This window comes from Pseudomonas sp. CFBP13508 (genome assembly GCF_005233515.1).
Lineage (GTDB): Bacteria > Pseudomonadota > Gammaproteobacteria > Pseudomonadales > Pseudomonadaceae > Aquipseudomonas > Aquipseudomonas mercuritolerans.
In genome coordinates this window covers 818,582-830,984 of sequence record NZ_QFZZ01000001.1, presented here as the reverse complement: position 1 = coordinate 830,984, position 12,403 = coordinate 818,582, and the positions used below count along the sequence as shown (strand labels likewise).

Below are 12,403 nucleotides of genomic sequence, written 5' to 3'. Positions count from 1 at the left end.
TTCCGAAAGCTTCGAACTTGAGCAGAGCGGCAAGCTTCGTTCAGCTTGGCGCGTGAGTCAAACCGTTGCCAGCGAATCGTCCTACAACACGTGTCGACTGTGAAATCCGTCAGGCTTTTGCTGCAATGTCTACGCTTGCAGAAGTCGTTTTGAAGAGTGTGCCCATGCCAGCGCTGTTTGCTTATTTCAAGGCTCTGATCCATCCCGGTCAGGCTGTTCTGCTGTTTGCCCTGCGGACTATCGCCGCTGGCCTGTTGACCCTGTATCTGGCGTTCATTTTCGATCTCGAACAGCCGAAGTGGTCGATCATGGCCGTGGTGATTGTCAGCCAGCCATTGGCGGGGATGGCACTGGCGCGCAGTTTCGGCCAGGTGATCGGCACCACCGTGGGGGCGGCGGTGGCGGTGTTGATCATGGCGATTTTCCCTCAGGCGCCGCTGCCGTTCATTACCACATTGGCGTTGTGGCTAGCGCTGTGCACGGCGGGCGGCACCTTGCTGCGCTACACCAGTTCCCAAGCGTTCGTGCTCAGTGGTTACACCGCAGTGGTCGTGGCCTTGCTGGCGATTCCGGATCAGGACGGCACGTTTCTGCTAGCGGTTACCCGTGTCACCGAAACCTTGTTGGCGGTGGCCTGTGTCTGCGTGGTCAGTTTGCTCACGGCACGGCCTGAAGCTGTCGCCAAGGGCTATTTCGCCAAAATCGATCAGGTCATCAAACTGGCCGCCAGCCACGCCGCCGAGGTGCTTCGCACGGAAGAAAGCGAAGCCGATTTCCAGCGTAGGCAAATGCAGCTGCTAGGTGAAATCAGCGCGCTGGAAGGTTTGCGCCGTCATTTGTATTTCGATGCGCCACGGTTGCGCAGCGCGGACAACCTGGTATTGCTGCTCGGCAATCAACTGATGCTGCTGACCTCGCGACTGACCGCGCTGCGTCATCAGCGTGAATTGCTCATCGAACGCTGGGAGGGCGATCTGCCGCTTGAGGTTCAGCAGTTGCGGGCCGAGGAATTGGCATTGCTGGAGCAGCTCGCGCAACAGGGGCGCGCGCTGTCTGGCGCCGATCGGCAGCGTTTCGTCACCTTGCAGCAACAGTTCGAAGCGTTGGCGTACAAGGCCGAGCAGCAGACCGAGAACATGAGCGCGACCCTGCGTTCACTGGCCTGGGCGCTGCGTTGGGAGCAGGCGCGCCTGTTGCAGCAACTTGAGCAGATCCTCGAACTGAGCGACGCGATTCAGGAAGGGCGCCCGGCCAGCTGTCTCTATCGCGGCCAGAGCAGTCCTTTGCATCTGGATTTCACCCTGGCCTCAATGAACGCCATTCGCGCCTTCACCGCGCTGTTGGTGTCCGGCCTGATCTGGATCGAAACCGCGTGGGATGGCGCGCGTGGCGGGATGATTCTGGTGGGGATTCTCTGCTCGCTGATGGCGACTTTTCCGCGCCCGCTGATGGCTGCGCAAAGCTATGCGCGCGGACTGGGCCTGGCACTGGTGGTATCGGCGTTGTACCAATTCATGCTGGTGCCGGCGATCAGTGATTTCGAGCTGCTGGCATTGCTGCTGGCGCCGCTGCTGTATGCCATTGCTGTGGGCATTTCCAGTCCGGCCACCGCCGGTATCGGCATGGGCCTTGGCCTGTCCAGTTTCCTCATGCTCGGACCGCAAAATACCGGCACTGGGCAGAACACGGCGATCCAATGGTTCGAATTCGCCGGCGCCTACGTCAGTGCAGCGATGCTGGCCCTGATCGTTTATGCGCTGATCTTCCCGTTCCGCCCGGCCTTGCGCATCCGCCGCCTGTACGGCGAAGCGCGGGAGCAGGTGTACCAACTGAGCAAAATGCCGGCGACCGATGAACAACAATTCGCTTTCGAGAGTCGGATGACCGATCGCCTGACCAGCATGCTCGGCCTGCTGCCAGCGGCGAACGATCGTGCCATGCAGCGCTTGTATGAAATCAGCCTGGCATGCGTGGCCTTGGGCGTGGCCATGCATCAGCTGCGGCAGCAGGCGCAGAACAATGGGTTACTCACCGATGCGTTCGGCCAACGCCTGGCGTCGGCGTTGCGCAAGACTGGTCGTTTGGTTGCCGGTCGCGACGATGTCCAGCTTGCGGCGCTGCTGGCCACGTTGCACCAACTCGGCGATGAGCTGGACGAGCTGCACGCCACCAGTCATGAACATCTGTGGTCGGTGTTCCGTATGCGCGTGGCGCTGCTGATTGTGGTGTCGTTCCTCGAGCGGCACGGCGAATATTTGCAACCTCAAGGCCTGGAAGGAGAACCGCAACTTGCCCATTGATTTCGAGATTGGCGGGGTCTATCTGCCGCCGATTGCCCAGGCGCTGTTACTGGCGATCCCGATTTTCATGTTGCTGGACTGGTGTCTGCGGCGCCTCGGCGTGCTGCGCCTGGTGTGGCATGAAGCACTGTTCGAAGGCGCGCTGTATGCCTGTGTCTGCGCCACGCTGATTCTGTTGATGGGAGCCTGATGTCTTGAAAGCACTAGTTGCACGAATGATGACCGTGGCAGTGGTGATCCTGGCGATCGTCCTTGGCTGGTTTGCTTGGGAGTATTACACCCGCGCGCCGTGGACACGGGATGCTCGGGTGAGGGCGGATGTGGTGACGCTGTCGGCGGATGTTTCGGGGCGAATCGTCAAACTGGCAGTGCAGGACAACCAGCATGTCGACAAGGGCCAATTGTTGCTGGAGATCGATCCGGCGCGCTATCAACTGGCGGTCGAGCATGCCCGGCGCTCGGTGGAAGTGTCCAAGGCGTCGCTGGGGCAATCGCAAGCGGCAATCGTCGCCAGTGAGGCGTTGCTCAAACAACGTCAAAGCGAGGAGCGCCGGCGCCGCACGCTGAAACAGGGCTTCGCGATTTCCGGTGAAGAATGGGAGAAGGCCAGTACCGACGTAGCGGTTGCCCAGGCGGATCTGCTGCGCAATCAGGCAAACCTCGGGCTGGCCGAAGCCAATGTGCAACTGGCAATTGCCGCGCTGACCCAAGCCGAACTGGACTTGCAGCGCACCCGCGTTGAATCGCCAGTGAGCGGTTACGTGACCAACCTGCTGACCCGCCAGGGTGATTACGCACAGGCGGGCGGGGCACTGCTGGCGCTGGTCGACAGCGATTCGTTCTATGTCAGTGGTTACTTCGAGGAAACCAAGCTGCCGCGAATCGAGGAGGGTGATCGGGTACGCATTCAATTGATGAGCGGTGAGCGTTTCGGCGGCACGGTAGAAAGCATCGCCTTCGCCATCGCCGACCGCGAAAACGCGCCGGGCAGTCGTCTGCTGGCGAACATCAACCCGAGTTACACCTGGGTGAAACTGGCGCAACGGGTGCCGGTGCGTATCGGCATCGATGGCGACTTTGCCGGCAAGCATCGCCTGCGCGCCGGTACCACCGCCACCGTCACCGTCCTGGAACCCTGATTCCCCTGTAGGAGCTGTCGAGTGCAACGAGGCTGCGATCTTTTGATCTTGGGACGCAGAGCGTCCCCGGCTACATTCCCATCAAGGATCGCAGCCTCGTTGCACTCGGCAGCTCCTACACGGGATTGGTGATTCAGTGGCATAAAAAAACCCCGCGACCGAATGATACGCGGGGCAAAAAATTTGGTTGGTTGCGGCCAACCAAAGGAGCTCTTTAACAATCTTTACTTGCTGGCAACTGTCTCCGGTTGCCAGCCACCGCCGAGGGCCTTGTAGATCGCGACGATGCCGCGATACAGCTCAACTTCGGCCTGGGCCTGAGTGTCTTCGGCGTTCAGGCGCTCACGCTGGGCGTCGAGCAGGACAAGGAAGTCGGTGGTGCCTTCGCGATAGCGGATTTCCGCCAGATCGGCAGCCTTGCGACTCGATTCGCTCTGACGGATCAGCGAGATCAGGCGTTGCTGACGCTTGCCGTAATCGCTGAAGGCGTTTTCCGATTCTTCGAGAGCCAGCAGTACCTGTTGCTCGTAGTTGGCCAGCGCGCCCTCGGCGTCAGCATCTGCGCCACGCAAACGAGCGCGGACGCTGCCGAGGTCAAACGCGGCCCAAGTGATGCTCGGGCCGAGTGCCCAGGCGTTGGCCGCCGAGGAACCGATTTGCGAGCCACGTCCGGCCGTCCAGCCGAGGAAACCGCTGAGACTGACCCGGGGGAACAAATCGGCCTTGGCCACGCCGATGCGCGCAGTGGCCGAAGCCAGTTGCCGCTCGGCGCTGAGGATGTCCGGACGACGTTGCAGCAGTTCACCCGGATCACCGATTGGCAGCGCCTTGGCGATGGCCGGCAGGTCTTTCGGGCTCAGGTCGACGGTCAGCTTGTCCGGGCGCTCACCGAGCAGGGTGGCGATACGGTTTTTCTGCCGAACCTGTTCCGCCTGCAACTGCGGCACAGTGGCTTCAACGTTGGCCAGACGCGCATCGGCGCGCTCGACATCGAGCTGATCACCGACACCGGCGTCACGAAGGCTGATGGTGATCTTGCGCGACTCCTCCTGGTTGTTCAGGTTGGCCACGGCGATCTTTTCCCGCAACTGTGCGCCGCGCAGTTGACCGTAGGCATCGACCAGTTCGGCAATCATGGTGACTTGCAGCTGGTACAGATCGGCTTCGGCGGCTTGCTGGTCGGCATCACTGGCTTCCAGGTTGCGCTGGATGCGGCCGAACAGGTCAAGCTCCCAGGCCATGTCCAGACCGAGGTCATAGCGTTCGCTATTGACCCGGTCGGTGGTCTGGCCAGGAATCTGGCCTTTGCCCAGGTCACTGCTGGCGCGGCTGGTGATGGTTGGCATCGCGTCGTTGCTGGCGTCGTCGCGGATTGCCCGGGCGGCTTTCCAGCGGGCGAACGCCACACGCAGTTCACGGTTGCCTTGCAGCGATTGCGTCACCAACTGGTTGAGGGTCGGATCGTCGAATTGCTGCCACCAGATGCCTTCGAATTTCGAACGGTCGAAGTTTTTTTGCCCGGCGGCGCCGTCGGTGGCGGTCGTAATATTGGCCGCCTCCGTGGCTGGGGTCTTGTAGTCGGGGCCGACGGCGCAGGCGCTGAGGGCCAGCACCAGCAGACTCGGCAGGAAGACTTTCAGACTCATTGTTGCGCCTCCAATTGCAGGGCTTTGGCTGCTTTGCGCTGCTCGCCGCGTTCGACAAAGTTACGGATCAGTACGTAGAACACTGGCGTCAGCAGCAGACCGAAGAAGGTCACCCCGAGCATCCCGGAGAACACTGCCACACCCATGGCGTGACGCATTTCGGCACCGGCACCGCTGGAGAACACCAGTGGCACCACACCCATGATGAACGCGAACGAGGTCATCAGGATCGGACGCAGACGCAGCCGGCAGGCTTCCAGCACCGCAGCGAGCGGATCGAGGCCTTCTTCCTGTTTGTCCTTGGCGAACTCGACGATCAGAATTGCGTTTTTACAGGCAAGTCCCACCAGTACGATCAAGCCGATCTGAGTGAAGATGTTGTTGTCACCGCCGGAGATGATCACACCGGTGATGGCCGACAGCAGGGTCATCGGTACGATCAGGATCACCGCCAGTGGCAGGCTCCAGCTTTCGTATTGTGCGGCGAGCACCAGGAACGCCAGCAGTACGCAGAGCGGGAACACGAACAGCGCGGTGTTGCCGGACAGAATCTGCTGGTAGGTCAGGTCGGTCCACTCGTAGGTCATGCCGTTCGGAAGTTCTTCCTTGAGCAGTTTCTCGATGGCTTTTTCTGCCTGGCCAGAGCTGTAGCCCGGGGCTGCGGCACCGTTGATTTCAGCGGTGATGAAGCCGTTGTAGTGCATCACGCGATCCGGCCCGGAGGTGTCGCTGACCTTGATGAAGGTTGCCAGCGGGATCATCTCGCCTTTGTTGTTGCGCACTTTCAGCTGACCGATCTGGTCGGACTCAAGACGGAACTGCTGTTCGGCCTGAACGTTGACCTGATAGGTGCGCCCGAAGCGGTTGAAGTCGTTGGCATACAGCGAACCCAGGTAGATCTGCAGGGTGTCGAAGATGTCGCTGACGGCCACGCCATGGGTCTTGGCTTTTTCCCGGTCGATGGCGGCATCGACCTGCGGCACGTTCACTGTGTAGCTGGTGAACAGGCCGGCCAGTTCCGGCACGTTGTGGCTCTTGTTGATGATGTTCATGGTTTCTTTGTACAGCTCGTCGTAGCCGAGGTTGCCCCGGTCTTCGATCTGCAGGCGGAAACCACCAATGGTGCCCAGGCCTTGTACCGGCGGTGGCGGGAAGATCGCCATGTACGCTTCCTGAATGTTCGCGTACTGGCCGTTCAAGGCACCGGCAATCGCACCGGCGGACATGCTCGGGTCTTTACGCTCGTCGAACGGTTTCAGCGTCACGAAGACGATGCCGGCGTTCGGGCTGTTGGTGAAGCCGTTGATCGACAGCCCTGGGAACGCTACGGCGCTTTCCACGCCTGGCTGTTTCAGCGCGAGGTCGGACATGCGCTTGATCACGTCTTCGGTGCGATCCAGGCTCGCGGCGTCCGGCAATTGCGCGAAGGCCACCAGGTATTGCTTGTCCTGGCCGGGTACGAAACCGGTCGGCGTGCTGGAGAAACCGAAGAAGGTCAGCACCATCAGGCCTGCATACACGAGCAGGGCGATGCCGCTGCTACGGATGACCCGGCGCACGGTGCCGACGTAGCCATGGCTGGCGCGATCGAAGAAGCGGTTGAACGGACGGAACAGCGAGCCACCGAAGATCTTGTCGAGCACTTTCGAGAAGCGGTCTTTCGGCGCGTCGTGACTTTTCAGCAACACAGCAGCCAGCGCTGGCGACAGGGTCAGCGAGTTGAATGCCGAGATCACTGTCGAGATCGCGATGGTCAACGCGAACTGTTTGTAGAACTGCCCGGTGAGGCCGGAAATGAACGCCGCCGGGATGAACACCGCACACAGCACCAGTGCCGTGGCCACGATAGGACCGGTCACTTCACGCATGGCGCGCTTGGTCGCTTCGACCGGCGTCAGTCCAAGTTCGATGTTCCGTTCGACGTTCTCCACCACGACGATGGCGTCGTCCACCACGATACCGATGGCCAGTACCAGGCCGAACAGCGACAGGGCGTTGAGCGAGAAGCCGAACAGGTGCATGACCGCAAACGTACCGATCAACGATACCGGCACCGCCACCAACGGAATGATCGAGGCGCGCCAGGTCTGCAGGAACAGGATCACCACCAGCACCACGAGGATCAGCGCTTCGAACAAGGTATGAACCACCGCCTCGATCGAGCCACGGACGAAGATCGTCGGGTCATACACGATGCTGTAGTCCATGCCCTGCGGGAAGCCTTTCTTCAGCTCTTCCATCTTGCCGCGCACTTCGTTGGAAATGTCGATGGCGTTGGAGCCGGGACGCTGGAAGATCGGGATCGCCACCGCCGGCTGATTGTTCAGCAGCGAACGCAAGGCGTATTGGCTGGAACCCAGTTCAATGCGCGCGATGTCCTTCAGGCGAGTGATCTCACCGTCGTCGCCTGCGCGGATGACGATGTTCTCGAACTCTTCCTCGGAGACCAGACGGCCTTGAGTGTTGACCGACAGCTGGAAGCTTTGCGCGGTCGGGGCAGGGGGCGCGCCCAGTTGACCGGCGGCGACCTGACGGTTCTGCTCGCGAATCGCCGTGACCACATCGGTCGCGGTCAGATTGCGCGAAGCGGTCTTGTTCGGATCAAGCCAGACGCGCAGCGAGTAGTCGCCCATACCGAACAACTGCACGTCACCGACACCACCGAGGCGAGCAAGCTCATCCTTGATGTTGAGGATCGCGTAGTTGGACAGGTAGAGCATGTCGTAGCGTTTGTCCGGCGAGGTCAAGTGCACAACCATGGTCAGGTCGGGCGAAGCCTTGTCGACGGTGATACCGATACGCGTCACTTCCTCGGGAAGCTTGGGCTCGGTCCGGGTCACCCGGTTCTGTACCTGCACCTGCGCGTTGTCCAGGTCAGTGCCCAGGGCGAAGGTGATGGTCAGGGTGATCTTGCCGTCGGCGGTCGATTGCGAGGACATGTACAGCATGTTCTCGACGCCGGTGATCGCCTGCTCCAGAGGAGCGGCCACGGTTTCACCGATGACTTTGGGGTTGGCGCCCGGGAAGTTGGCACGCACGACCACGGTCGGCGGCACGACTTCCGGGTATTCGCTGATCGGCAACTGGAACAGCGAGATCGCACCGGCGATCAGGATCAACAGCGACAGCACCGCTGCGAAGATCGGCCGGGAAATGAAGAATTGGGAAAAATTCATCGGAGTTGTCGTCCCTTAACCGCGTGGGGTCGTAGCAGCCAGCTTCGCAGCCGAACCCGATGCGCCCTTGGCAGGGGCAACTTTGGGCAGGTTGCTGGCTTCCAGCGCTTGACGTTGTTGAGCGAGGGCGGCGAGGGTCTGCTCGCTGGCCATCTGAATCACCTCAGGGGTGACCGGGGAACCAGGACGAACCCGTTGCAGACCCTTGACGATGATGGTGTCGTCCTTGTTCAGACCGTTGCGGACGATGCGCAGGCCTTCGATTTTCGGACCGAGTTCGACGGCGCGGTACGCAGTCTTGTTGTCGCCATCCATCACCAGCACGAACTTCTTGCCCAGGTCAGTGCCCACGGCTTCGTCATTGATCAGCATGGCGTTGTAGGTGCCGCTGCCGACCAGCTTCAAGCGAGCGTAGAGGCCCGGGGTGTAGGTGCCGTCAGCGTTGTCGAAGACGGCACGGCCACGGATGGTGCCGGTTTTCGGGTTGACCTGGTTGTCGACGAAGTTCATCTGGCCCAGGTGCGGGTTGCCGTCTTCGTTGGACAGGCCCATGTACACCGGCGTGGTGGCGCCGCGCTGACCGTTGCGGGCCAGTTGCGTGTATTTGAGGAACACGCGTTCGTCGGCGTCGAAGTAGGCGTAGACCTTGTCGGTGGAGACGACGCTGGTCAACGCGGTGGTGTCGGCGGTCACCAGGTTGCCGGCAGTGATTTCGGCGCGGCTGACGCGGCCGCTGATCGGTGCGGTCACGCGGGTGAAGCTCAGATTCAGTTTGGCCAGGTCCAGTTGTGCCTGCAGGGCACCAACGGCGGCGCGGGCCTCTTGGGCGGCGCTGGTGCGCGAGTCGGCCAGTTCAGCGGAAATGGCGTTGCTGGTACGCAGACGTTCACCGCGAGCGGCTTCGTTTTCGCTGCGAGTGGCGGTGGCGCGGGCTTGGGCTACCAGAGCTTCGAGGCGGCGTACCTCGGCCTGGAATGGACGCGGGTCGATCTGGAACAGCAGGTCACCTTTCTTGACCAGCGCGCCTTCGGTGAACGCGACTTGATCAATCTGGCCAGAAACCCGTGGACGGATTTCAACGGTTTCCGGCGCCTCGAGGCGCCCGGTGAATTCGTCCCACTCGTTGACCGGTTGTTCGATAACCTTCGCCACGCTGACTTTGGCAGCGGGCGGGGCGCCGGCAGTCTCAGGGGTTTTGCCGCAGGCGCTCATCACCAGTACGGCCAGCATGGCCAACGGGAAGCGCAAATGTTTGAGTGATTGTTCCATGGATGCAATCCGCCGAATTGTTGAAGATGGGCGGATGATGCTCGGCGCGGGTGTGATGGCACGAATCGAATGAAGCAAAGGTAACTATCATTCGGAATGATATAAGGGCCGAGGCAGCCCTCTAGCATGCACCTTTCGTTAGGGGGCTATCAATTGGTTCCCCGGCAAAAGTTTGTTGCCTGAACCGCAACGATCCAGCGCGGCCCCGAAAACGATAACCCAAAACAAAGAAACGGCCATAAAGGCCGTTTCGATCCGCGATGCGGCTGAGGGTCAGTTGAAACCTTTGCGATTCGCACCAAAACGGTTGGGACCGGGTTGGCTGTCCTGCGCCAGGAACACGATGTTGACGATAGGCAGCAGAATCCACCAGCCGCTGCGGTCAGTGTCGTGCATGCGCCGTACGCCAACAGCGAGGCTCGGCAACAGCATTGCCAGGTTGTACAGGCTCTGCAAAACGCCACCGGTCTTGAGCATGGCGTCGAAAACGCTCATGACAATAGCGATGCCCATGTTGATCAGAAAGAACATCCAGTATTCACGGCGCGTGGCGCGTCCGGTGAACACGGCATATTTCTTCAGCGCTTCCACGTACGGGTTGCCGCTTGCCATGACGGGGCCATTGGCAATCGAATGCAGTGGCGCTTGAGGTGCGCCGCACTGTGGGCATGCCAATGCCAGTGTACTTATTTCCTTGGCGCAACCACGGCAGAAAACCAGGCTCATATTTTTTTCCCTAAAAAATGGTCAGTCGAAAGACGGGACAGATACGCCCCGGTGTTTTCGTTGGTGCAAACATCGCCGCCAACGAGAGCAGAGAGACTGAATGCCCGACTCTCCATTGGCGGGGCGGCGGTAATCTAATCGTTACCATAAGGTTTGTCATCGGCTCTCGGTTTTCGATTTGTGGGTCTGCGGCTAAACCGAAACCCGATCGTCACCAAATCCACTTGGGGCGAGAGGCATGCGAAAGCATTCCGCTCTAACATGAGCTGATATTCATGCCGTCAGCTTCTGCCAACCCCGGAACTTTCATCTATGCGCGACCTGCCCCCGACCGCGACCCTGCGGGCTTTCGAAGTGGCCACCCGGCACCCGACGTTCACGGCTGCCGCTCAAGAACTGCACGTGACCCAAAGCGCCGTCAGTCATCAGCTCCGGCACCTTGAAGAACTTTGGGGATTGCAATTGTTCGAGCGCGGTAAAGCGTTACGACTCACCGCAGCGGGGGCGACGCTGGCGCCGATCGTGCGCGAATTTTTCATGAGCCTTGAAGCAACGCTGGAGGATCTGCGCGAGCAAAAGGACAGGGTTCGCCTGTCTGTCAGCACCACCTATTCGTTCGCGTTGAAGTGGCTGCTGCCACGCTTGCCGAACCTGTCACGCCAACACCCGGAGCTGTTGGTGTCGCTGGATACCACGGACAAGATCATCCACTTCGCCAATGGCGAAGCCGATGTCGCGATCCGCTTGGGCAAAGGCAATTATCCCGGTCTGTATTCGGAGTTCCTGTTTGGCGAGCAGGTGTTTCCCGTGGCAAGTCCCGAACTGCTGCAGCGCGTCGGCACGCCCGGCAGTCCCGCCGAGTTGCTGCAGATGCCGTTACTCATTCGCGACGGCGCCGAGTTGGCGCCGAAATGGGAGGTGTGGTTTCAGTCCGTCGGGCTGGAGTTTTTACCGCTGCGCGAAGGCGTCAGGTTTGGTGATACCAATATGACGGTGGAAGCTGCGTTGCTCGGCCAGGGTGTGGCGCTGGTGCGCAGCGGCCATGTCGAGAATGAAATCGCCGATGGCCGCCTGGTGAGGCTGTTCGATGTGCCGTTCACTTCGCCGCTGGCCTACTATTTCGTCTGTCCCAAAGGCATTGAAGCACAGCCACATATCGTCAATTTTCGTGAATGGTTACTGGGTGAGGCGTTGAAGGTGCAGAGCGCCCAGTGCTGAGGCATGAGCTTTTACTCATGCTTCAATGAGGAAACTTCGCTGTAATGCCAATGCCAGTGATGCCTAGAATGCCGCATGCCAATCCATCTCGTACTTCTTGTTCTGTTCGCCGCGCTCCTGCACGCTAGCTGGAACGCGCTGCTGCGCGGCGGCGCCGACCGGCTCTGGTCGATGACGATGATGTGCGTGGCCATCGCCATCGTCTGCGTCATCGCCGCCTTTTTCATGGACGCGCCTGCACCTGAGAGCTGGGGGTATGCGCTGCTCTCGGCACTGCTGCATGTCGGCTACAACCTGTTTCTGGTGCGCAGCTATCGGGTCGGCGACCTTGGGCAGATCTATCCGATTTCCCGCGGCTCGTCACCGGCGCTGATCACCCTCGGCGCCGCGCTGTTTGCCGGCGAAACCATAACCCCCGGCGAACTGCTCGGCATCGGTCTGGTATCCGGCGGAATCATTTCCCTGGCCTTTCGCGGGCGCAGCCTGTCGGTGCCGAGCCTTCCGTATGCGCTGGGTACCGGTTGCTTTATTGCCGCCTACAGCGTGGTCGATGGCATTGGCGCCAGACTGTCGGGGGCGCCGCTGGCTTACACGGTTTGGATGAGCGCACTGTGGGGCGTGCTGATGCCGCTGGTGTATATCGGCCTGCGCGATGCTCGCAGTCTGTTTTCCGTACGGCCCGGCATGCTCGCCACTGTGGTCGGCGGACTGGTCTCGTTGCTGGCCTACGCAATCGTTATCTACGCCATGAACGAAGCGCCACTGGGCGCGGTGTCGGCCTTGCGCGAAACCAGCGTGTTGTTCGCGGCATTGCTCGGCTATTTGTTCCTCGGTGAAAAACTCACCGTCCGCAGGATGCTGGCGTGCGTGGTCATTGCCAGCGGCGCCATCATCATCGGCTGACACAGCCCAACTGCTCAGGAGAACGT

General features: G+C 60.6%; 9 protein-coding genes. 5 read left to right on the top strand and 4 right to left on the bottom strand.

The window, feature by feature from the left end:
- Window positions 1–164 precede the first annotated feature (164 nt).
- From PspCFBP13508_RS03705 to PspCFBP13508_RS03695, 3 genes are read left to right on the top strand one after another with little or no spacing between them, the layout of a single operon-like run.
- Window positions 165–2,300: an FUSC family protein gene (locus tag PspCFBP13508_RS03705; protein ID WP_137213690.1), complete on the top strand. Its 2,136-nt coding sequence runs from the start codon at window positions 165–167 to the stop codon at window positions 2,298–2,300.
- On the top strand, window positions 2,290–2,490 hold the full coding sequence (locus tag PspCFBP13508_RS03700) for a DUF1656 domain-containing protein (RefSeq protein WP_016774855.1): 201 nt from the start codon (window positions 2,290–2,292) through the stop codon (window positions 2,488–2,490). Before PspCFBP13508_RS03705 ends, PspCFBP13508_RS03700 begins: the two co-directional genes overlap by 11 nt.
- Window positions 2,491–2,494: 4 nt before the next feature.
- Complete coding sequence (locus tag PspCFBP13508_RS03695; RefSeq protein WP_071172553.1) at window positions 2,495–3,439, top strand: HlyD family secretion protein; 945 nt, start codon at window positions 2,495–2,497, stop codon at window positions 3,437–3,439.
- Between the two features lie 224 nt (window positions 3,440–3,663).
- On the opposite strand, the gene PspCFBP13508_RS03690 is transcribed toward PspCFBP13508_RS03695, so the two are convergent.
- The 4 genes from PspCFBP13508_RS03690 to PspCFBP13508_RS03675 all read right to left on the bottom strand — a co-directional run bounded on the left by PspCFBP13508_RS03690 (window position 3,664) and on the right by PspCFBP13508_RS03675 (window position 10,256).
- Window positions 3,664–5,085 carry a TolC family protein gene (locus PspCFBP13508_RS03690; protein WP_137213689.1) on the bottom strand — a complete coding sequence of 474 codons (1,422 nt, stop codon included), beginning with the start codon at window positions 5,083–5,085 and terminating at the stop codon, window positions 3,664–3,666.
- Window positions 5,082–8,261 carry an efflux RND transporter permease subunit gene (locus tag PspCFBP13508_RS03685; protein WP_137213688.1) on the bottom strand — a complete coding sequence of 1,060 codons (3,180 nt, stop codon included), beginning with the start codon at window positions 8,259–8,261 and terminating at the stop codon, window positions 5,082–5,084. The genes PspCFBP13508_RS03690 and PspCFBP13508_RS03685 overlap by 4 nt, the downstream gene beginning before the upstream one ends.
- Before the next feature lie 15 nt (window positions 8,262–8,276).
- A complete protein-coding gene (gene mexE / locus PspCFBP13508_RS03680; RefSeq protein WP_137213687.1) occupies window positions 8,277–9,530 on the bottom strand; it encodes a multidrug efflux RND transporter periplasmic adaptor subunit MexE in 1,254 nt (417 codons plus the stop codon).
- 273 nt (window positions 9,531–9,803) lie between these two features.
- Window positions 9,804–10,256, bottom strand: coding sequence for a DUF805 domain-containing protein (locus tag PspCFBP13508_RS03675; protein ID WP_137213686.1), 453 nt, complete (start codon window positions 10,254–10,256; stop codon window positions 9,804–9,806).
- A 312-nt stretch (window positions 10,257–10,568) separates the two neighbouring features.
- Between PspCFBP13508_RS03675 and gcvA the strand changes: the two genes are divergently transcribed.
- Complete coding sequence (gene gcvA, locus PspCFBP13508_RS03670; protein ID WP_130909869.1) at window positions 10,569–11,474, top strand: transcriptional regulator GcvA; 906 nt, start codon at window positions 10,569–10,571, stop codon at window positions 11,472–11,474.
- 75 nt (window positions 11,475–11,549) lie between these two features.
- Window positions 11,550–12,377, top strand: coding sequence for a DMT family transporter (locus tag PspCFBP13508_RS03665; RefSeq protein ID WP_137213685.1), 828 nt, complete (start codon window positions 11,550–11,552; stop codon window positions 12,375–12,377).
- The last annotated feature ends 26 nt before the right edge of the window (window positions 12,378–12,403 follow it).